Here is a 20,060-nt window from a genome sequence, read left to right as displayed (position 1 = left end):
CAGCAACGACTGAACACCCGACAAGGGGGTCAGTCCCAATCCGTCGTTACGGGGTTACTCCCAACCCGCCGTTGACACCTGACCTCGTCGGTCGGTGGCGCGGGTCGGGGCGCTTCTTCCCCGGTGTCCCGCCCCGCGCCCCGGCGCCCGCCACTCCCGCCCGTCTGCGCTCGGAAGGCCCTGATCATGGCTCGCACCGCTGCTCCGTCCCGTTCGTTCGGTGTCGGGAAGTCCCGTGTGGACTCCTTCGAGATCATCTCCGCCCCGCCCGCCAATCCCGTCGTCCGTGTCCTGGCGCTGCTGCTGCGCCTGCGCGCGGAACTCACCGTCGCCGCGGTCCTTGTGGCCGTGTGGGTGTGGCTGGGTCCCGACCACGCCCGCGACAACGCAGGGCGCTGGGTCGCGGTGCCCGGCACCGGCTGGGACACCACCACCCGCACCGCCGTGCTCGTCGCCGCCGCTCTGGTGCTCGCCGGGCTGCCCTGGACCCGTCGCTTCCTGTTCCATCGCGCGCAGGCCGTTCTGACCCGCCACCGGGTCCGGCAGACGCTGTTGGAGTGCCGGGTCCTCAACTCCCGCTCTCGGGCCTGTCCGCTGACTGTGTGGGCCCGCCCGACCCGTGTCGGGGAAGCGGTGTGGGTCGTCCTGCGCGCGGGGATCTCCCCGACCGCGGTGGCCGAGCAGGTCGAGGAGCTGGCGTCGGCGTGTTTCGCCCGGGACGCCCGGGTCATCCCGTGGCCGCGGTTCACCAACGTCGTCCGGGTCGAGACCATCCGCCGCGACCCGCTGGCGCCGAACTTGATCCGCTCGGACCTGTTCCGCTACGCCTCCGGCGACATCCACGACCCGGGCTGGCCCAGCTCGGACAGTCCCGACTCGCCGGCGCCGGCCCCGCGGCGCGAGCCGTCCCGCCCGGCGCTGCCCGCGGCCCCGCAGCCCGCGTTCGACAGGTCGGTCGACAACGGGCGTGGTGGGGACTGGTCGGACTATGTCTGAGCACCCGCCCACGCAGCCCCTACCGCTGGCCAACGATGACGAGAACGCGCCTGGGCGGCTCGTACGGCCGCTGCTGGTCCTGGCCCGCTGGGCCGAGGAGTTCACCGCCCGCCGCCGAGCCCGCCGCACCGACGCCGGCCCCTCGATCTGGGAGCCGATCCACCTCGGCACCGACGAGGACGGCCGCCCGGTCCGGGTCCCGCTGATCTACCGCAACATGCTCCTCGCCGGGGAGCCCGGAGCCGGGAAGTCGGTGGGGCTGAACAACATCGTCGCCCACGCCGCTCTCGCGACGGACTGCCGGTTGTGGTTGTTCGACGGCAAGATCGTCGAACTCGGCCTGTGGCGGTCGTGTGCGGACCGGTTCGTCGCCAACAGCCTCGACGACGCCATCGCCGCTCTGCTGGACCTGCAGTCGGAGATGGACTCCCGCTACGCCGTCCTCGACGACGAACGGCGCCGCAAGATCGCCCTCGCCGACGGCGTCCCGCCGATCGTGGTGGTGCTCGACGAGCTGGCCTACTTCTCCGCGACCGTCGGCACCAAGCGCGAGCAGGAAGCCTTCTCCGTGCTCGTGCGGGACCTGGTGGCCCGCGGCCGCGCCGCCGGGATCATCGTCGTCGCCGCCACCCAGCGGCCCAGCTCGGACATCATCCCCACCTCGCTGCGGGATCTGTTCGGGTGTCGGTGGGCGTTCCGCTGCACCACCGACGCGTCGTCGGACATCGTGCTCGGGCACGGCTGGGCCGTCCGCGGTCACTCCGCCGCGAGCGTGGCTCCGGAGACCAAGGGCATCGGGTTCCTCCTCGCCGAGGGCGGTGTCCCGCGGCGGATCAAGGCTGCGCACCTGTCCGACGAGCAGGTCTACGCCCTGGCCGAGCGCGCCGCCATGCGACGGCTCGCCGCCGGGATCGCCCACGGCCAGGACCTCGACGACGCCACCGGTGGTGCGGCGTGACCGCCCGGCCGACGACGGCTGAGCTGGTTCATGCCGGGCTGCGCCGGTGCGCGGCTGCCCGCCGTCAGGTGACCGCCCGCTACGACCGCGGAGCCCTCACCGCCACCGAGTGGGCCGACGCCCTCGCCTCGCTGCACGCCCGCTGGTGGGCCGTGCTCGCCCGCACCGCCGTTGCCGACCACGCGATCCCGCTGGTCTACATCGCGGCCGTGTCCGACGCCGAGGCCTCCGCCCGGCGCTCCGCCGCCGACTGGGCCTGCACCGCTGCTGCGGCTGCTGCGACACGGGTCGCGTGATGAGCACCGGCCAGCACTCCGCGGCCGTCGACAGCCTCGCCGCTCGACGCCTGGCCCGCCTGGCCGGATCCACTCCCGCCGCCGACCTCGTGACCGCCGCCGGACGACGCGAGGACTTCGCCGGGTGGCTGCGCCACGTCACCCCCGCCGCCGGATGCGCCCACCCCATCCGACTGTCCGGCACCGTGTTCCGGGTCGAGGAAGCCACCGGCCGCATCACCTCCGAGCGGCACACCGCCGAGATGCCCGACGGGCTGATCTATACCGCCTGCGGCAACCGCCGCGCGAGCGTCTGCCCCTCCTGTGCCGAGACCTACCGCGCGGACACCTTCCAGCTCGTCATCGCAGGACTGGTCGGAGGCAAAGGCACCCCCGCTTCGGTTGCCCGGCACCCGTGCGTGTTCCTAACCGTCACCGCACCCTCGTTCGGCCCGGTCCACGCCCACCGCACCGACCGGAAAGGCCGGCCACTTCCGTGCCGCCCCCGCCGCGACGACACGTCCTGTGAGCACGGGTTGTCGCACGCCTGCTGGGAGCGCCACGCCGAAGACGACCCGCGCGTGGGGCGGCCGTTGTGTCTGGACTGCTACGACTACCCGCACCAGGCGGTGTGGAACCTGCACGTCGGCGAACTCTGGCGCCGGACGATGATCGCCGCCACCCGCAACCTGCGCCGGCTCGAGAAACTCACCGGCCACAAGCTCCGCCTGTCCTACACCAAGGTCGCCGAGTTCCAGGCCCGCGGCGCCGTCCACCTCCACGCCCTGGTCCGCCTCGACGGCCGCGACCCCGACCCGGCCCTGTCACACCTGACCCTGTCGCCCCCGCCGGGGATCTCCGCCGCCCAGGTGGCGCTGCTGCTGCGATCCGCGGTCACCGAGACCTCGTTCACCACCGCCCCGCACCCCTACCGGCCCCAGGGCTGGCCGATCGCGTGGGGTGAGCAGGTCGACCCGCGCCCGGTCCGGCTCGCCGCGCGCGACCTCGACGACCAAGCGGAGATCACCACGACCGCCGTCGCCGCCTACCTCGCCAAGTACGCCACGAAGGCGACCGAGACGGCCGGGCATCTGTCGACGCGGTTGCGGCCGGACACGGTGCGGTCCTACACCGACCACGCCACCCACACCGGTCGTCAGATCGACGCCTGCTGGCGGCTCGGACAGCGGCCCGGCGGCTGGGACCCCGACGACTGGTCCACCTCGTGGGGCCGACTCTGGCGATGGGCCCACATGCTCGGCTTCGCCGGCCACTTCTCCACCCGCTCCCGCCGCTACTCCACCACCCTCACAGCGCTGCGGCAGGCACGTCGGGACTGGCAGCGCGACCACGCCAACCCCCGCCCCGCTGCCGAGGACGTCGAGCGCCTCGACGACGGGGAGGACACCACCGAGGTCGTCATCTCCTCGCTGCACTTCGCCGGGATCGGCTGGCACACCACCGCCGACGCCCTGCTGGCCAACACCGCCGCTGCGCAGGCCCGGGCCAGGAGGCGCACCGCGCGCGAGGAACTGACCAGCACGACAGCCTGACCAAGCCCCGCAACTGGAGGTGATGACCATGACTGCTGATCTACTGCTCGGACGCTGGTACTCCACGGAGGAACTGGCGGAGCTGCTGAACGTCGACCCGTCGTCCGTGCGTCGTTGGCGGACCGCGCGGCCGCCACAGGGACCGCCGTTCGTCCGGGTCTCGTCCCGGGTGACCATGTACTCGGCCGCTGACGTCGAGACCTGGTTGCGGAGCCGCCGCGTCGATCCCGGGAGGGCCGCGTGATGGCCTCTCCGGGTCAGGGGCTTCCCCTGGGCGTGACGATCCGGGGAGACGTCGAGCACCGGCCGGACCGCCCGCAGCCGTATCGGGCCCGCGTCCGGTGGATAGACCCGGCCACGCGGCAGCGCCGATCCAAGTCGGAGGCGTTCGACACCGAAGCGGCGGCCCAGGGCTGGATCGAGCGGGTGCAGCGGCTCGCCACGTCCGGGGTCGATCCGATCACCGCTACCCGCACGCTCGCCGACTACGGCGACACCGTCATGCCGCTTGCCCTGCGTGGGCTGGAGGCCAAGACCTACGACCCGTACCTCGCGGGCTGGAAGTACCGGGTGGTGCCGACGCTCGGCCACCTGTCGGTGCACATGGTGACGAACGGTGCCGTCGATCGCGCGGTGCAGCAGTGGATCGCCGACGAGTGCAGCCGCTCGACGGTGAAGAACAGCCTGGCCGTTCTGGTGCGTGTGCTCGAACAGGCCGTCCGCGACGGGATCGTTGACCGCAACCCCGCTCGGGTCACCGGTTGGCAGTACGCGTTTCGCCAGGCTGAGGACGAGCTCGACAACCCCCGGGCGCTGGCGCTGCCGAGCTGGGAGTCGCTGAGCACCCTGGCCGACGCGCTGGTCGCCCGGTCCTCCGGGCAGTTTCGCGGCTGGGGTGACGTCACGATCTTCGCTGCGTGCACCGCGGCCCGGATCGGCGAGGTGTCCGGGGTCCGGGTCGCCGACATCGACACCGGCCGGTGGCTCTGGACGGTGCGCCGGCAGACCACGCCCTCCCCTGGCGGTCTCGTCGATAAGGGCACCAAGGGCAAGCGGGCGCGGTTCGTACCGTTGATCGCGGAGGTGCGCGAGCTGGTCCAGCACCGGATCGACGTCGTAGAGGGCCGGCCCGACGCCCGGCTGTTCACCGGGCCCCGCGGTGGCCGGATCACGACCGCGGTGTTCCGGGACGCCACCCACTGGGACGAGATCGTCGCATCCCTCGGGTTCGAGCACTTGCGCCGCCACGGACTCCGTCACACCGGCCTGACGTGGATGGCCGACGCCGGTGTCCCGGTGCACGTGCTCCGGAAGATCGCCGGTCACGGCTCGCTGACCACGACGCAGCGCTACCTGCACCCGGATCAGGCCGCGGTGTCGGCCGCCGGGGATTCGCTGACGGCCTTCCTGCGGGCCCCGCGGTCCCCACATGGTCCCCAGGAGGCTGCGGGATGACCAGCACGATGATCGACACCCGGACAGCGAAACAGCCCGCCGACCTGGTGGTTTCCCAGATCAACGGGCTGTTGTTCGGCCTGTCGGGACGACAGGATTTGAACCTGCGACCCCTTGACCCCCAGTCAAGTGCGCTACCAAGCTGCGCCACGTCCCGGCCACCCCTCGCGGGGCACGTGGAACTTTACCGCATCCACGGCAGGACCCCACCAGGGGTGTCGTCCGTGGCATCGACGCTGCGCACGAGCGCGACCGCCTCCAGCTGCGAGCCGACGTCGAGCTTCGCGAGCACGGCCCTGACCTGCGTGCGGACCGTCGGGAGCGACACGACGAAGTGCTCGGCGATGGCGTGCGCCCGCATGCCGGCGGCGAGCAGTTCGAGGACCTCCCGCTCGCGGCGGGTCAGGGTCGCGATGCGTCCGCGGACGGCCCGCTGGCGGCGGTCCCACTCGACGTAGCGCTGCACGAGCTCGTCGCGGTGGGTGAGGTGCAGCAGCGAACGACCGGCGCGGGCCTCGCGGATCGCGACGGCCAGCGCCGGCATCGAAGCCGTCTTCGACACCCAGGTGAAGCCGCCGTGGTGCAGGGCGGCGCCGATCCGGGTGGGGTTGGAGCTCCCCGAGAGCACGAGGACCCGCCAGCCCTGGGCACGCAGCCCCGGGACGAGCGGGACGGTGTCGATCCGGCGGCCGTCGGCGTCGCGCCCGAGGTCCAGGTCGAGGACCAGCAGCCCGGGCTCGACCCCCGCGACCGCGCGGTGCACGTCCACGTGGGAGTGCGCGGGCCGGAACGAGGCCCGTTCACCCTCCGCGCGCAGCGCCAGCGCCAGCGACGACCCGACGAGCTCGTGGTCGTCGATGATCAGCACGCTGTCGAGCGGCGGGGCCGCCGCCGACGGAGGGTGTGACACCCGCCCGCCCCCCACTCGGGCGGGTGTCACGTCAGGGCTCCCAGCGTGAGCAGGCCACGCCCCAGGAGCGCGGTCCGGCGGTCGAGCGCCGCGACCTCGTTCTCGTACTCCATCGGCCGGGAGCGGAGCTCCCACAGCTCGAGCGCCTGCCGCCAGGCGACGTCGCGGGCCAGCACCACCGGCACGTCGGCGACGCAGCCCAGCAGCTGCTCGGTCAGCGAGACCTCACCGGGGGCCGTCTGGTCGAAGCCGTCGAGCAGGCGGACCATGTGCAGGGAGAACACGTCGTTCACGGCCCGGTAGTCGGCCCGCTCGGCGGGGCCGGGGGCGCTGCGCCCGAGGACGGTGCAGGTCCGCACGACCGCGGGCGCCAGGTCGAAGTTGACGTGCGCGTTCACCCCGACGACCGCGTACTCCACCGGGGAGATCCGCTCGTGCCGACGGCGCTCCAGCAGCACCCCCCAGGACCGCGGTGGGGTCCCGCCGGTCGCCTCGGCGTGCAGCGCCCGGAAGTAGCGGCGGGCGAACTCCACGTCGAGCCGGACCAGGAAGTCGCGGTCGGCGAACAGGTCGTCGTCGAGCTGGTCGCGGATCCCGCGGGTGATGCGCAGGTACAGCCGGTTGAACGAGGCGACGCCGTCGCCGGGGCCGTACTCGCACTCGAGGATCTCCTGGAGGCGTTCCTGGTGCGCGATGACGCCGTCGATCGTCTCGGGTGAGGTGGCGAGCAGTTCCGCGACGCGCGCCCGGCCCGCCGGGGCCGCGCCCTCGTCGGAGGGCGTGTCGATGGTCGCCGTCATCGGTTCCTCCGCGTCGCTCGGTCCGGTGATCACCTTGGTCGAGCGGGCGTGGCGACGGTATAGGGCGAATGACCTAGATGTCGGCGCGGTGCTCACGCAGGACGGCCGCGGCGCTGGTGCGGTTGGTGACGTCGAGCTTGGCGAAGACCGAGGCGAGGTGGGCACCGACCGTCTTCGGGGTGATGAACAGCCGGGCCGCGATCTGCTTGTTGGTGGCGCCGTCGGCGAGGACCTCCAGCACCTCGCGTTCGCGGTCGGTGAGCCGGGCCAGCGGGCCGTCCACGGCGACCGGGGCATGACCGACCGCGCCGACCGCGGCGAGTGCGGGCACCTCGATCCGGGTCCGGTGGGCGACCTCGGCGATCTCGGTCAGCAGCGGACCGGCCCGCAGTCCTGCGGCGAGCTCGGCGGCACGGCGCAGGTCCGCGGCGCCGTCCTCGGTGCGTCGGCCCGACAGCAGCGCCTCGGCGCTGCGCAGCCGGGCGTAGGAACCCGGGTAGGGCTGGCCGAGGCCGTCGAGCAGGTCGGCGACACCCCGCCAGGTGTCCGGGTCGGCGCCCGGGGTGATCCGGGCGTCCTCGGCGGAGCACATGGCCTCGTAGCTCGCGATCACCCCGCGCAGCGCCGGGGCCGAACGCTCCCCGCGCTCGACGAGGTCGCGGCGGTGGCGGCGCAGCCGCCGCAGCCCGCTGGCGTCGGGGGGTCGTCCGGCGAGGACGGCCTGGGCGTGTGCGCGGGCGCCGTGCCAGAGCAGCGGCGCCACCGCGAAGACGTCGTCGATCCCGGACTCGACGACGTCGAGCCCCTTCCCGACGTGGGCGAACGCCAGCTCCGGGTTGCCCCGCCACATCTCCAGCCCGGCGCGCAGGATCAGCAGCGGCAGCCGCTGCTTGGGCAGGCCCGTCGACCCGGCGACGAGCTCGGCCGCGGTGAGGTCGACGTCGGAGCCGTCGAGGTCGCCACGCCCCATCCGGAGCCGGGCGCGGGCCAGGCGCAGCTCCAGCATCTGCGCACCGGACGGGGCGGCCGCCCACGCCGTCGCCACCTCACGCTCGGCCTCGTCCCAGGCTCCGGCGCGGAACAGCCCGTTCGCCGCCACCACCCGCAGCGACACCGACGCGGTCCGCCCCAGCCCCAGCCCGGACATCCGCTCGGCGCCCGCCCGGGCCGCGGCGACGCCGTCGTCGAGGGCGTTGAGCGGGCCGGTCAGCAGCTCCGCGCGCCGGGCCAGGCACTCCCCCAGCGTCTCCGGGTCGCCGCCGGCCTCGGCGACGGCGACCGCCTCGGTCAGCGCGTCGAGCCCGGCGGTGCCGTCGCGGGAGTGCGCGGCACCGAACCCGAGCGTCGCCAGCACCGACGCCAGTGCCCGCGGCTCGCCCACCCGGCGCGCCGCGACCAGCGCGTCCTCGGCGACGGTGCGGGCACCGGCGTAGTCGGCCCGGTCGAGGAGCGCGGCTGCGAACCCGGCGAGGACCTCGGCGCGGGCGGCGACGGCGGTGTCGTCCGGGTCGTCCGGGTCGTCCGGGTCGTCCGGGTCGTCGCTGTCGGCGGGCAGGGTGGCGACGGCGCGCCGGTGGGCCTCCTCGGCCTCGGCCAGCTGACCCGCCGCACCGAGGTAGCGGCCGAGCCGGGACCGGAGCACCGCATGCTCGGTGCCGGTGGGCGCGTCGGGTTCGCCGAGCCGTTCGGCCAGCAGCGCCACGGCCGAGCCGTGGTCGCCCGCCAGGGCCGCGGCCGCCGCCGCCCGTTCCAGGTAGCGGCTGCGGTCGCGGACGGCGGCCGGGACCGGCAACGTGGCCGCGCGCAGCCAGTGCCGGTGCGCCTCGGCGTAGCCGCGCAGCCGTTCCGCCTCCTGCGCGGCGTCGAGGGTCGCCTCCAGCGCCTCGTCGGGGCGCCCGGCGAGCTGCCAGTGGTGCGCCAGGCGGGCTGCCGACCCGGGGACGCGGTGGCCGCCGTGCAGCGCGGTGGCGTAGCGGCGGTGCAGCTCGACCCGCTCGGCGGGGAGCAGGTCCGCGGAGACGACCTCGGTCATCAGCCCGTGCCGCAGCGTGTAGCCGTCGGCACCGGCGACGACGACGAACCCGGCGTCGGCAGCCTCCCGCACGGCGGCGGCCAGCTCCGCCCCGTCGACGTCGACGACGGCGGCCAGCAGCGTGTGCTCGACCTCCCCGACCCCGGCCGCGACGGCCCGCACGACCGCCGTCGCCGCCGCCGACAGCCCGGCGGCGCCCGCCCGCACCAGCTCGCGGACGGTCTGCGGCACCCCGTGCGGGTCCCCGTCGAGCACGGCGCGGACGGTCTCGCGGGCCAGGAACACGTTCCCACCGGAGTGCCGCCACACCAGGTCCTCGATGTCGTGCCGCTCGGGTGCCCACCGCGCGACCAGCTCGGCCAGCTCGTGCCGGGGCAGCGGCTCCACCCGGGCGAAGCGCACCCCACGGTGCCGGCGCAGCTCCCCGGTGAGCCCGAGGAGGTCGATCGGGACACCGCCCGCCGGGTCGTCGCGGTAGGTGCCGACCAGCAGCACCGGCGACGACGACAGCGCCGCCAGCAGGTAGGCGAACAGATCGCGGGTGGAGCGGTCGGCGCGGTGCAGGTCGTCGACGACGAGCACCACCGGCGCCCGGCGGGCCGCCCGCTCGACGACGGCGGCCAGCTCCCCCAGCATCTCGACCCGCCCGGCCGGAGCGTCGGCGCGGTCCAGCCGGGACAGCGCGGCGGCACACTCCCGGCCCAGGGCGCCGCGGCTGCGGGACTGTTCGCGCAGGGCGGACACGACCGGCCAGAACGGCGGGGCGTCGGCGATGTCCAGCGCGCGGCCGGACAGCACGACCGCGCCACCGCTCGTCGCGGTCCGGCCGAACTCCGACACCAGCCGGGTCTTGCCGACCCCGGCGTCGCCGCCGAGGAGAACGGCCGAGGCGCCGCCGGCGACGGCGTCGCGCAGCGCCTCGGCGAGCAGGTCCAGCTCCGCGACCCGGCCGTGGAAGACCTCGGCCGGTGTCTCCCTCACGTCCGGCCACGATAGTGACCGTGTCGTCACCGTTCCAGGGGGCCCGTGGTGACGGTGCACCGAGCGAGCAGGATCGAGGGCTCGCAGGCAGCACCCGCCCGCCGGAGCCGTGCGACGGCCGTCACTCCGGCGTCGTCACATCGGCTCCCTCTCACGTCTGCACAGTCACGTCCGGGCGCTCGTCGGGGCTGCGCCGGTGGATGAGGGGCGTGGCGTCACGAGCCGGACATCTCGATCACGACCTTGCCGACGGCACTGCCGGACCGCAGGTGCGCGACGACGTCCGGGGCGTCGTCGAGGGCCACGACGCGGTCGACGGTGGCACGCACCCGCCCGTCACCGACGAGGCCGAGGACCGGCGTCAGCGCGGCGGCGACCGCAGCACGCTCGTCGGCGCCACGGACGCTGAAGGTGGTGCCGATCAGGCGCAGCCTGCGGAAGGACAGGGTGTTCAGGTCCAGCGTCGCCGACGGCCCGGCGAGCCGGCCGATCTGCACGATCGTCCCGCCGATCCGCACGGCGGACAGGACGGCCGCCAGGTGGTCGCCGCCGACGAGGTCCAGCACGACGTCGACGGGCCCGTCGAGATCACCCAGCGCATCGATCCCGACGAGCGGGATCGCCCCCGCGTCGACGAGCGCGGAGCGCTTGGTGGGCGAGGTCGTCGTCGCGAGGACCGGCGCGGCCCCCAGCGCAGCGGCCAGCCGGATCGCGACCTGCCCGACCCCGGTACTGCCCCCGAGCACCAGGACGGCGCCGCCGTCGGCGCCGAACCCGGCCTGGGTGACCAGCGCGTCGTGCGCGGTCTCCAGCGCGACCGGCAGCGCGGCGGCCTCGGTCCAGGTCAGCCCGGACGGGACGGGCAGGGCGCGGCGGGCGTCGACGACGGCGTACTCGGCGAACGCGGCCGGGGCGGACGCGAACACCCGGTCCCCCGGCCCGCGGCCCGGTGCGCCGGTGACGCCCGGACCGGCGGCGACGACCTCACCCGCGAGCTCCATGCCCGCGGTGAAGGTGCCGTCGTCGTCGGCGTGCGGGACGGGGTAGCCACCACCCAGCGCGAGCAGGTCGGCCCGGTTCACCCCGGCCGCCCGGACCCGCACGAGCAGCTCCCCCGGCCCCGGGGCCGGGGTGTCGATCCGGCCGACCTCCCAGGTCCGGGCACCGGGACGGCCGCGGAGGGCCCGCATCACTTCTTCCGGGCGCGCTTCTCGCGGACCCGGACCGAGACGCGGATCGGCGTGCCGCCGAACCCGAACTCCTCACGCAGCCGCCGCTCGATGAAGCGCCGGTAGCCCGCCTCGAGGAACCCGCTGGTGAACAGCACGAACGTCGGCGGACGGGTCTGCGCCTGCGTCGCGAACATGATCTTCGGCTGCTTGCCGCCGCGGACCGGCGGCGGGGTCGCGGCGACGAGGTCGTTGAGCCACTGGTTGAGCCGCCCGGTCGGCACCCGAGTGTCCCAGGACGCCAGTGCGCGGTTCAGCGCCGGTGCGATCCGCTGGGTCGACCGGCCGGTCAGCGCGGACACGTTGACCCGCTCCGCCCAGCGCACGCTGATCAGGTCGCGCTCCAGCTCGCGGGTGAGCTGGTGGCGGCGCTCCTCGTCGACCTTGTCCCACTTGTTGAACAGGATGACCAGGGCGCGCCCGGACTCCACCACCATCGTCAGGACCCGCTGGTCCTGCTCGGCGATCGGCTCGGAGGCGTCGATCAGCACCAGGGCGACCTCGGCGGACTCGATCGCGGAGCTCGTCCGCAGCGAGGCGTAGTACTCCATGCCCGAGGCCATCTTGACCCGCTTGCGCAGGCCGGCGGTGTCGACGAAGCGGAACACCTGGCCGTCGAGCTCGACCAGGGAGTCGACCGGGTCGACGGTGGTGCCCGCGACGTCGTGGACGACCGACCGCTCCTCGCCCGCCAGCTTGTTCAGCAGGCTGGACTTGCCGACGTTCGGCTTGCCGACCAGCGCCACCCGGCGCGGGCCGCCCCCGGACGCGCCGAAGTCGTCGCGCGGGGTCTCGGGGAGGATCTCCAGGATCGCGTCGAGGAGGTCACCGGAGCCGCGGCCGTGCAGGCCCGACACCGGGTGCGGCTCGCCGAGCCCGAGCCGCCACAGGTCGGCGGTGTCGGAGGTGAGCCGGTCGTCGTCGACCTTGGTGGCGCACAGCATCACCGGGACGTCGGCGCGCCGCAGGACCCGCGCCACGGCCTGGTCGGTCGCGGTCGCACCGACCGTGGCGTCGACGACGAGCAGTACCGCGTCGGCGATCCGCATCGCGGTCTCGGCCTGGCGGGCGACGAAGCCCTGCAGGCCGTCGGCGTCGGGCTCCCAGCCCCCGGTGTCCATCAGCTTGAACCGGCGGCCGTTCCACAGCGCGTCGTAGACGACGCGGTCACGGGTCACCCCCGGCACGTCCTGCACGACCGCCTCGCGACGGCCCAGCATCCGGTTGACCAGGGTGGACTTGCCGACGTTCGGGCGGCCGACGACGGCCAGGGTCGGGGTCGCCAGGACCTCGTCGGGGTCGATCCCGGCGGTGACCACACCGTCGGAGTCGACCGCGACGAACTCGGCCGGGTCCAGCCCGAGCCGGTCCATCTCGGCCCGGTCGGCCGCGTCACCGACCCCGACGCCGGCGTCGTACGCCGCGCCGAGGCTCGTTCCGCGTTCGCTGTTCTCGCTCACTGCTCTCTCACGTCCCCGGCCGCGTCGGGCCGTGTCACTTGCCTGTGTTCGTTGTCCAGTTCGCGGACCAGTGTCCGCAGGGCCTCCGTGACCTGGGCGGTCGCGGCGGCCAGGCCGTCCCGTCCCGGCGCCGTCGGCGCCGGCAGCGGGTCACCGACCAGCACGTCCACCCGGGGGCGGAAGCGGCGGGCCGCACCCACCGGGCGGCGCGTGCCGCGCACCGCCACCGGGAGCAGCGGCGCCGATGCCGAACGAGCCAGCCAGGCCGCGCCCTGCCGGGCCCTGCCGATGTCACCGCCGAGCCCGCCGGTGCCGCGGGTCCCCTCCGGGAAGACGGCCACCATGCCCCCGTCGCGCAGGACCTCCAGCAGGGTCGTCAGCGGCCTCCGGTCGACGACGTCACGCCGCACCGGCACCTGCCCCAGCCACCGCAGCAGCGTCCCCACGATCCCGGTGAACATCTCCGCCTTCACCAGGAACACCACGCGGCGCCCGAACATGCCGAACAGCAGCGGTCCGTCGACGAACGCGGTGTGGTTCGCGACGAGCACCACCGGACCGGTCGCCGGGATCCGCTCCCGGTGCCGGATCCGCACCCGGAAGAACGGCACCCACACCCACGTGCCGATCCAGCGGCCGAGGTCGTGCAGCCACCCGAGAGTGTGCTCCGGCAGCGCACGCGCCCGGCTCACCCGTCCAGCCCCCGCGCGGCGACGAGCTCGCGCAGCTTCGCCAGCACCGCGTCCGCCGACAGGTGGTCGGTGTCGAGCACCAGCGCGTCCGCCGCCGCATACAGCGGGGACACCCGCCGCGACGAGTCGAGCCGGTCCCGGCGTTCGACGTCGGCGAGGGTGACGTGCAGGTCGGCCTTGCGGCCCGCCTTCTCGTCCTGCCGCCCGCGCCGCGCCGCGCGGACCTCCGGCGACGCCGTCAGGTAGACCTTGAGCGGCGCGTCCGGCACCACCACGGTACCGATGTCGCGGCCCTCGACGACCATCCCGCCCCCGCTCTCGACGGCCGCCCGGATCAGGGCGTGCTGGCGGGCGACCATCTCGGCGCGGACCTGCGGCACCGCCGAGACGGCCGAGACGAACCCGGTCACCTCGGGGCCGCGGATCGGGCCGGAGACGTCCTCGCCGTCCAGGGTGATCGTCGGCGCGTCCGGGTCGGTGCCCGACTCCAGGCGGGCCCCGACGGCGGCGCGGACGATCTCGTCCTCCGTCGCGCCCTCCCGCAGCCCGGCGCGCAGCGCGGCCAGGGTCGCGGCGCGGTACATCGCCCCGGTGTCCAGATAGGCCGCTGAGCAGGCCTGCGCCAGCCGCCGGGAGACGGTCGACTTGCCCGTCCCGGACGGACCGTCCATCGCGACGACGCCCCGCAAGGCCACCTTGTTCCCCCACCGTGTTCGAGTGTGCTGCGTCCGGCATTGTCGCCGGTCGGCCCCCGCCACGACGGGGCGGGGTGTCCTACTGGGGTAGATCGGTGCGCAGCGCCCGGGCCCCGTGCAGGTAGACGTGACGCATCGCCGAGCGCGGCTTCGGGGTGTCGACGTGGGCGAGCAGCCGCAGCACCCGCGGCAGCGCGCCGGGCACCGACATCTCGGTGGCGCACATCAGCGGCACGTCGGTGAGCCCGAGCAGCCGTGCCGCGTACGCCGGGAACTCGGCCGTGAGGTCCGGCGTGGCGGTGAACCAGATCGAGATGATGTCGTCGGAAACCAGCTCGTTGCGTTCCAGCACCGCGGTGACCAGCTCGGCGGAGCGGTCGAGGATCTGTTGCCGGTCGTCGGCGTCGACCTGGGTCGCGCCCCGCAGGGCCCGCACGGCCATCAGAGACCGACCGCCTTGTACAGGGAACCCACCTCGACACGGTCGAGGGGACGGAGCTTGCCGGGCCGCTGGTTGCCCAGCGCGACCGTGCCGACGTGGGTCCGCACCAGCCGGAGCACCGGGTGACCGACCTCGGCGAGCATCCGCCGCACGATGTGCTTGCGGCCCTCGTGCAGGACCAGCTGCACGGTGGCGCGGCCGGGGACGGCGTCGACGAGCTTGAACGCGTCGACGCGGGCGATGCCGTCCTCCAGCTCGATGCCGTCGCGCAGCCGTCGCCCGAGGTCCCGGGCGATCTTGCCCTCGATCTCGGCGAGGTAGGTCTTGGGCACCTCGTAGGACGGGTGCATCAGCCGGTGGCCGAGCTCCCCGTCGTTGGTGAGCAGCAGCAGTCCCTCGGTCTCGGCGTCGAGCCGGCCGACGTGGAACAGCCGCTGCGCGGTGTTCATGATCTCGACGCGGTCGGCGAGCAGGTCACCGATGCACGGCCGGCCCAGGTCGTCGGACATCGTGGAGTGCAACCCGTACGGCTTGTTCAGCGCCAGGTAGACCTGGTCGTCACGCAGGGTGACCCGGGCGCCGTCGACGTGGACGACCGCGGTCTCCGGGTCGATCCGGCGGCCCTGCTCGCGGACGGTCTCGCCGTCGACCTGCACGCGTCCCTGCGCGATGAGGTCCTCCGCCGCGCGCCGGGAGGCGACGCCCGCGCGGGCCAGCACCTTCTGGAGCCGGACGCCGTCGGGGTCGTGTGTGTTGCTCATGATGACTTGTTGCCTCGTCCAGGAATGTCAGGGCCGGAATCGGTGGGGCCGGGTGGTCGTCGGCAGGGCGCCGGACCGGCCGGGTACCGACGGTACCCGGCGTGCTCGGCTGCGGCGCCGACAGGCGGCGCGCGCCGGGTCCGGTGTCGACGTTCCCGGACCGGGGTCAGCTGTCCAGGTCGTCGATCGCGTCGATGTCGGGGAGCAGCGGTGCCAGCGGGGGCAGCTCGGCCACCGAGGATATCCCGAGCCGTTCGAGGAACAGCTCGGTGGTCCGGAACAGCGTCCCCCCGGTGTGTTCCTCGGTGCCCGCCTCCTCCACCAGCCCCCGGGTGAGCAGCGTGCGGAGCACGCCGTCGCAGTTGACGCCCCGGACCGCGGAGACCCGGGCACGGGTGACCGGCTGGCGGTACGCGACGACGGCGAGGGTCTCCAGCGCGGCCCGGGTCAGCCGGGCGCGCTGGCCGTCCATCAGCATCTTCTCGACGTAGGGGGCGTAGCGGTCGCGGGTGTAGAACCGCCACCCCTCCCCCGCCCGTCGCAGGTCGATGCCGCGCCGGTCGGCGGTGTAGGCCAGCGACATCCGGTGCAGCGTCTGCCGGATCCGCGACGGCGTCTGGTGCAGCGCCGTGGCCAGCGACGCCTCGTCGACGGGGGCGTCGACGACGAGCAGCAGCGCCTCCAGGGCGTGCTCGAGCTCGGTGTCGTCGGCGAGCTCGTGGAACTCGGGGTCCTCGGGGTCCTGATCGTCCTCGGGCTCCGGGTCCTCCGTCCGCGGGTCCTCGGATCGGGAGAGCTCCGGCCCGTGGGAGGGATCACCACCGGTGGGGTCGCGTCGTGGCTCCCGGCTCACATCGAGATGCACGTTTCCGCCCTCGGCGGGGCCGGAACGTGCATCTCGATCGCTCGGCCCGGTCGTCACTGGTGCGGTGGTGGCGGGGGCCGGGCGGTCCTCCGGGTCGTCGGAGCCCGGCCGGTCGTCCGGCTCAGTCACCGGTGGTTCCGGTCCTCTCGTCGTCGGGTTCGGGGTGGAGCACGTCCGCCGGGTCCGGGTCGGAGCCGTGACCGGCGAGGTCGGTGTCCTCCGGATCGAGGTCCTGCCGATCCGGGTCCTCGGAACCGGGACCCTCGGGGTCCGCGGCGGCGGAGCCGGACGCGACGGGGTCCTCGCGGTGGTTCTTCTTCCTGCGGCGCCGGTCGCGGGCCCGCACCGCCTCCTCGGCGGCGGCGGCCTCGTCCTCCAGTGCGGCGGCGTAGGCGACCGGGTCGTCGTCGCGGTCCGCGGTCCAGGTGACCGTCAGGTCGGCGAACGCCTCCGGCTGCTCCAGGGCGACCGAGCGCTCCCGGTACAGCTCCAGCAGCGCCATGAAGCGGGCGATGACCTCCAGCGTCGCGACGCAGTCGGCGGTCAGGTCGGCGAAGGTGGCCGTGCCGACGAGCGCGAGGCGTTCCCGCAGGATCGCCGCGTGCTCGGGCACCGACACGTGCACCGCGTGCAGGTGGTCGACCCCGACCTCGTCCGGCGGGCGGGGCCGGAACACTGCGGCGGCGAGTTCGGCGAAGGCCTGCGCGTCGACGCCGAGCAGCACCTCGGGCAGCAGGTCGGCGTAGCGGTCCTCGATCGCGACCGAGCGCGGGAAGCGGCGCATCGCGCCGTTCTCCAGCTCGACGAACAGCGCCGCGGCCTCCTTGTAGGCGCGGTACTGCAGCAGCCGGGCGAACAGCAGGTCACGGGCCTCGAGCAGGGCGAGGTCGTCCTCGTCGTCGACCTCGGCGCCGGGCACGAGCCGCGCGGCCTTCAGGTCGAGCAGGGTCGCCGCGACGACCAGGAACTCGGTGATCTCGTCGAGGTCGGCGTCGTCGCCGAGGTCGGTGAGATGGGCGATGAAGTCGTCGGTGACCTTGTGCAGGGCCATCTCGGTGAGGTCGAGCTCGTGCTTGCCGATCAGCTGCAGCAGCAGGTCGAACGGGCCCTCGAAGTTGTACAGCCGGACGGTGAAGCGCCGGGTCCGCGGCGCCGCCACGTCCCCGTCGTCGAGCCCCTCGGGGGCGCCGTCGGCGAGCAGCGTCACCGGGCGATGACCTCGCGCGCGAGCATCCGGTAGGCCTCCGCGGCGTACGACGTGGGAGCCCACGTCGTGATCGGCTCCCCGGCGACCGTGGTCTCCGGGAACTTGATCGTCCGGTTGATGACGGCGTCGAACACCTTCTCCCCGAACGCCTCCACCACGCGGTCGTGGACCTCGCGGGTGTGCAGCGTGCGGGTGTCGAACATCGTCGGGAGCACACCGAGCAGGCGCAGGTCCGGGTTGAGCCGCTCGGTCACCTTGTCGATGGTGTCCATCAGCAGCGCGACGCCGCGCAGCGAGAAGAACTCGCAGGCCAGCGGGATGAGGACCTCGTCGGCGCAGGCGAGCGCGTTGATCGTGAGCAGGCCCAGCGACGGCTGGCAGTCGATGAGGACGATGTCGTAGTCGGGCAGGAACCGCTTGAGGGCGCGGCCCAGTGCCTGCTCCCGGCCGACCTCGGTGACGAGCTGGACCTCGGCCGCCGACAGGTCGATGTTCGACGGCAGCAGGTCGAGGTTCTCCACGCCGGTGTCCTGGAGCACCTCGTCGGCCTCGACGCCGCGCTCCATCAGCAGGTTGTAGACGGTGGACTCGAGCTGGTGGGGCTGCACGCCGAGGCCCACCGACAGCGCGCCCTGCGGGTCGAAGTCGACGAGCAGGACCTTGCGGCCGTACTCGGCGAGCGCGGCCCCGAGGTTGATGGTCGACGTCGTCTTCCCGACGCCGCCCTTCTGGTTCGCCACCGCGATCACGCGGGCCGGCCCGTGCACCGACAGCGGTGCGGGCTCGGGAGCGCGCGCGCTGGTGGTCTGGGTGCCTCGCCCGTGATCCGGCGCCGGCTCGTCGCTCGGGTCGTCGAACCTGCCCTGGGCCTCCGGCCGCGTCGGGTTCATGCGGTCTCCGGTCTCGTCGCGGGTACCGTGCCGGGTCTCGGGTCCCGGTCAGGGCCTGAGACCGCACTGCAGGAGATGCCCCCACGTGCGGCGACGTCCCTGTCGGGCCACGTCGCGGTATCGATTTCCGGTCACCCTACCCTCGGGCGGGCGCCGTCCGGCCGACGGTGCGCCCCGGCGTGTCGCGCCTCAGCCCGCGGGCAGGACCGACACTCCTCCCGCGCTGCTCCTCGCGGTGATCCGGTGGTCGGCACCGGGCTGGTCGGGGACGCCGACCTCGGTCGACCCGGCGGAGGTCTCGGCGGTCACCTCGTAGGCCGGACCGACCGGGACCCGGACCTCGACGCCGCCGGCGCTGGACTCCGCGGTCACGTCCGCGGCCGCCGCGGCGAAGGTCAGCTCGACCGAGCCGGCGCTGGACTTCGCCCGCACGTCGCCCGGTCCGACGCCGGTGGCGTCGACCCCGCCCGCCGACGAGGTCAGGTCCAGCGCCCCGGTCAGCCCCCGGACCTCGATGCCGCCCGCGCGCAGGTCGACCAGCGCCGACGACGCGGCAGGCGCGGTCACCACGAGCCCTGCCTGGCAGCGGTCGCCGCCCTGGTCCGGGCAGCGGGCGGTGATCCGCAGGACGCCGCCCTCGACCTTCTGCTCGACCTGCGGGCGGGCGTCTCCGGTCCACCGCAGGTCCTGCTCGACCGCAGCCTTCTCCCCCGCGACGAGGCGCACGTCCCCGGCGTCGGAGTCGACCTCGACGCGGGTGACCGTCCCGTCGACGGGCTCGTTCACCGTCTGCTGCTGCTCCGGCCCGGCGGCGACACCACCGCACCCGGCCAGGAGGAGTCCCGCCACGACCGCCGTCACCCACGTTCCGTACCGCATGGGCGGAACGTAGTCGTTCGTCCTCCCCCGCGGCCCGCCGCCCCGGGGTCCGTGGTCACCCCCGGGCGCGGGGGTGCGCGGTGGCGTAGACCTCGCGCAGCGTGTCGACGGTGACGTGGGTGTAGATCTGCGTGGTCGCGACGCTCGCGTGCCCGAGCAGCTCCTGCACCACCCGCACGTCGGCGCCACCGGAGAGCAGGTGGGTGGCGAAGCAGTGCCGCAGCGTGTGCGGGGAGACGGTGGCGACGACGTCGCCGGGCAGCCCGGACGCCTCGGCGGCAGCCCGTAGGACGTGCCAGGCGCTCTGCCGGGACAGCCGGTTGCCGCGGGCGTTGAGCAGCAGCGCCGGGCTGCCCGTGCCCCGTGCCGCGAGGTCGGGGCGGGCGCGGACCCGGTAGGCGTCGACGGCGGCGAGCGCGGGGCGCCCGACCGGCACGATCCGCTGCTTGTTCCCCTTGCCGTGCAGCAGGATCGTCCGCGCGTCCGGGTCCAGGTCGTCGAGGTCGGCGCCGACGACCTCGGAGATCCGGGCGCCGGTGGAGTACAGCAGCTCCAGCAGGGCGCGGTCGCGCAGTCCGATCGGGCCGTCGGAGACGCAGCCGGCGAGCAGCTGGTCGACCTGGTCGACCGACAGCGCGGACGGCAGCCGCGAGCCCAGCGCGGGCGGCGCCACCCCGGCCGCGACGTCGGTCGGGGTCAGCCCCTCGTGCAGCGCGAACCGGTGCAGCCCGCGGACCGCGGCCAGCGCCCGCGCCGCCGACGACGCGGCCAGCGGACGCTCCCCCGTGCGCAGGGCCGCGACGAACGCGGCGACGTCGGCCTCGGCCACCTGGGTCAGCTCCGTGCGTCCCAGGCGGTCGAGGTGGTCGAGGTAGCGCCCCAGGTCGAGCCGGTAGGAGCGCAGGGTGTTCTGCGCCCGTCCCCGTTCGACGGCCAGATGGTCGAGGTAGTCCTCGGCCACCCGTCGCGCGGTCGGCACC

At 74.3% G+C, this 20,060-nt stretch carries 19 protein-coding genes, 1 tRNA gene and 1 pseudogene; 6 read left to right on the top strand and 15 right to left on the bottom strand.

The genetic code is table 11. The features are described 5' to 3' along the window. Positions 1–237 precede the first annotated feature (237 nt). Genes FVA95_RS17410 through FVA95_RS17385 form a run of 6 tightly spaced genes read left to right on the top strand, consistent with a single transcriptional unit; the run spans position 238 to position 5,237 of the window. Positions 238–996, top strand: coding sequence for a hypothetical protein (locus FVA95_RS17410; RefSeq protein ID WP_149665162.1), 759 nt, complete (start codon positions 238–240; stop codon positions 994–996). Continuing rightward, positions 989–1,954, top strand: a complete 966-nt coding sequence (locus FVA95_RS17405) for an FtsK/SpoIIIE domain-containing protein (RefSeq protein ID WP_149665161.1) — start codon at positions 989–991, stop codon at positions 1,952–1,954. The genes FVA95_RS17410 and FVA95_RS17405 overlap by 8 nt, the downstream gene beginning before the upstream one ends. Beyond that, positions 1,951–2,250 carry a hypothetical protein gene (locus tag FVA95_RS17400; RefSeq protein WP_149665160.1) on the top strand — a complete coding sequence of 100 codons (300 nt, stop codon included), beginning with the start codon at positions 1,951–1,953 and terminating at the stop codon, positions 2,248–2,250. Before FVA95_RS17405 ends, FVA95_RS17400 begins: the two co-directional genes overlap by 4 nt. Then, on the top strand, positions 2,250–3,782 hold the full coding sequence (locus FVA95_RS17395) for a replication initiator (RefSeq protein ID WP_149665159.1): 1,533 nt from the start codon (positions 2,250–2,252) through the stop codon (positions 3,780–3,782). The genes FVA95_RS17400 and FVA95_RS17395 overlap by 1 nt, the downstream gene beginning before the upstream one ends. A gap of 28 nt (positions 3,783–3,810) precedes the next feature. Then, positions 3,811–4,026 (top strand): AlpA family transcriptional regulator, encoded by a 216-nt coding sequence (locus FVA95_RS17390; protein ID WP_240051556.1) that lies wholly within the window; start codon positions 3,811–3,813, stop codon positions 4,024–4,026. A gap of 32 nt (positions 4,027–4,058) precedes the next feature. Next, entirely contained in the window at positions 4,059–5,237 is a 1,179-nt protein-coding gene (locus FVA95_RS17385) for a site-specific integrase (RefSeq protein ID WP_240051555.1), read from the top strand. An 83-nt stretch (positions 5,238–5,320) separates the two neighbouring features. On the opposite strand, the gene FVA95_RS17380 is transcribed toward FVA95_RS17385, so the two are convergent. The 15 genes and pseudogenes from FVA95_RS17380 to FVA95_RS17310 form a co-directional block, all read right to left on the bottom strand. Further along, positions 5,321–5,394 (bottom strand) — tRNA-Pro (locus FVA95_RS17380). A gap of 27 nt (positions 5,395–5,421) precedes the next feature. After that, positions 5,422–6,147 carry a response regulator transcription factor gene (locus tag FVA95_RS17375; RefSeq protein ID WP_240051554.1) on the bottom strand — a complete coding sequence of 242 codons (726 nt, stop codon included), beginning with the start codon at positions 6,145–6,147 and terminating at the stop codon, positions 5,422–5,424. A gap of 26 nt (positions 6,148–6,173) precedes the next feature. After that, positions 6,174–6,947: a DUF5995 family protein gene (locus tag FVA95_RS17370; protein ID WP_149665156.1), complete on the bottom strand. Its 774-nt coding sequence runs from the start codon at positions 6,945–6,947 to the stop codon at positions 6,174–6,176. Positions 6,948–7,020: 73 nt separating this feature from the next. Beyond that, the gene (locus FVA95_RS17365) at positions 7,021–9,960 is read right to left on the bottom strand and encodes a LuxR family transcriptional regulator (protein WP_149665155.1); all 2,940 of its coding nucleotides are present in this window, start codon (positions 9,958–9,960) and stop codon (positions 7,021–7,023) included. Positions 9,961–10,175: 215 nt separating this feature from the next. Next, positions 10,176–11,150, bottom strand: coding sequence for a zinc-binding dehydrogenase (locus FVA95_RS17360; RefSeq protein WP_240051553.1), 975 nt, complete (start codon positions 11,148–11,150; stop codon positions 10,176–10,178). Continuing rightward, positions 11,150–12,562 carry a ribosome biogenesis GTPase Der gene (gene der, locus FVA95_RS17355; RefSeq protein WP_164514873.1) on the bottom strand — a complete coding sequence of 471 codons (1,413 nt, stop codon included), beginning with the start codon at positions 12,560–12,562 and terminating at the stop codon, positions 11,150–11,152. Before der ends, FVA95_RS17360 begins: the two co-directional genes overlap by 1 nt. 83 nt (positions 12,563–12,645) lie before the next feature. Next, on the bottom strand, positions 12,646–13,341 hold the full coding sequence (locus FVA95_RS17350) for a 1-acyl-sn-glycerol-3-phosphate acyltransferase (protein ID WP_149665153.1): 696 nt from the start codon (positions 13,339–13,341) through the stop codon (positions 12,646–12,648). After that, the gene (cmk, locus tag FVA95_RS17345; RefSeq protein WP_149665163.1) at positions 13,338–14,012 is read right to left on the bottom strand and encodes a (d)CMP kinase; all 675 of its coding nucleotides are present in this window, start codon (positions 14,010–14,012) and stop codon (positions 13,338–13,340) included. The genes FVA95_RS17350 and cmk overlap by 4 nt, the downstream gene beginning before the upstream one ends. Before the next feature lie 103 nt (positions 14,013–14,115). Further along, entirely contained in the window at positions 14,116–14,478 is a 363-nt protein-coding gene (aroH, locus tag FVA95_RS17340) for a chorismate mutase (protein WP_020622138.1), read from the bottom strand. Beyond that, on the bottom strand, positions 14,478–15,239 hold the full coding sequence (locus FVA95_RS17335; RefSeq protein ID WP_020622137.1) for a pseudouridine synthase: 762 nt from the start codon (positions 15,237–15,239) through the stop codon (positions 14,478–14,480). Before FVA95_RS17335 ends, aroH begins: the two co-directional genes overlap by 1 nt. 166 nt (positions 15,240–15,405) lie before the next feature. Continuing rightward, positions 15,406–16,233 (bottom strand): SMC-Scp complex subunit ScpB, encoded by an 828-nt coding sequence (scpB, locus tag FVA95_RS17330; protein ID WP_149665152.1) that lies wholly within the window; start codon positions 16,231–16,233, stop codon positions 15,406–15,408. A gap of 229 nt (positions 16,234–16,462) precedes the next feature. Continuing rightward, a pseudogene (locus tag FVA95_RS32995) lies at positions 16,463–17,305 on the bottom strand (ScpA family protein); the annotation flags it as partial. A gap of 2 nt (positions 17,306–17,307) precedes the next feature. Next, complete coding sequence (locus FVA95_RS17320; protein WP_149665150.1) at positions 17,308–18,201, bottom strand: ParA family protein; 894 nt, start codon at positions 18,199–18,201, stop codon at positions 17,308–17,310. A 189-nt stretch (positions 18,202–18,390) separates the two neighbouring features. Further along, positions 18,391–19,080, bottom strand: a complete 690-nt coding sequence (locus tag FVA95_RS17315) for a DUF4097 family beta strand repeat-containing protein (protein WP_149665149.1) — start codon at positions 19,078–19,080, stop codon at positions 18,391–18,393. Positions 19,081–19,135: 55 nt separating this feature from the next. Next, the gene (locus tag FVA95_RS17310; RefSeq protein WP_149665148.1) at positions 19,136–20,059 is read right to left on the bottom strand and encodes a site-specific tyrosine recombinase XerD; all 924 of its coding nucleotides are present in this window, start codon (positions 20,057–20,059) and stop codon (positions 19,136–19,138) included. Between the last annotated feature and the right edge of the window lies 1 nt (position 20,060).

This window comes from Pseudonocardia sp. EV170527-09, from assembly GCF_008369905.1.
GTDB lineage: Bacteria > Actinomycetota > Actinomycetes > Mycobacteriales > Pseudonocardiaceae > Pseudonocardia.
This window is presented reverse-complemented; position numbering and strand designations above follow the sequence as displayed.

Excerpts from the sequence above, each read along its gene's own strand:
- FVA95_RS17405 (WP_149665161.1), top strand. The coding sequence starts at position 989 with ATGTCTGAGCACCCGCCCACGCAGCCCCTACCGCTGGCCAACGATGAC.
- FVA95_RS17395 (WP_149665159.1), top strand. The coding sequence starts at position 2,250 with ATGAGCACCGGCCAGCACTCCGCGGCCGTCGACAGCCTCGCCGCTCGA.
- FVA95_RS17390 (WP_240051556.1), top strand. The coding sequence starts at position 3,811 with ATGACTGCTGATCTACTGCTCGGACGCTGGTACTCCACGGAGGAACTG.
- FVA95_RS17370 (WP_149665156.1), bottom strand. The coding sequence starts at position 6,947 with ATGACGGCGACCATCGACACGCCCTCCGACGAGGGCGCGGCCCCGGCG.
- FVA95_RS17360 (WP_240051553.1), bottom strand. The coding sequence starts at position 11,150 with ATGCGGGCCCTCCGCGGCCGTCCCGGTGCCCGGACCTGGGAGGTCGGC.
- der (WP_164514873.1), bottom strand. The coding sequence starts at position 12,562 with ATGGACCGGCTCGGGCTGGACCCGGCCGAGTTCGTCGCGGTCGACTCC.
- cmk (WP_149665163.1), bottom strand. The coding sequence starts at position 14,012 with ATGGACGGTCCGTCCGGGACGGGCAAGTCGACCGTCTCCCGGCGGCTG.
- aroH (WP_020622138.1), bottom strand. The coding sequence starts at position 14,478 with ATGGCCGTGCGGGCCCTGCGGGGCGCGACCCAGGTCGACGCCGACGAC.
- FVA95_RS17335 (WP_020622137.1), bottom strand. The coding sequence starts at position 15,239 with ATGAGCAACACACACGACCCCGACGGCGTCCGGCTCCAGAAGGTGCTG.
- FVA95_RS17320 (WP_149665150.1), bottom strand. The coding sequence starts at position 18,201 with ATGAACCCGACGCGGCCGGAGGCCCAGGGCAGGTTCGACGACCCGAGC.
- FVA95_RS17315 (WP_149665149.1), bottom strand. The coding sequence starts at position 19,080 with ATGCGGTACGGAACGTGGGTGACGGCGGTCGTGGCGGGACTCCTCCTG.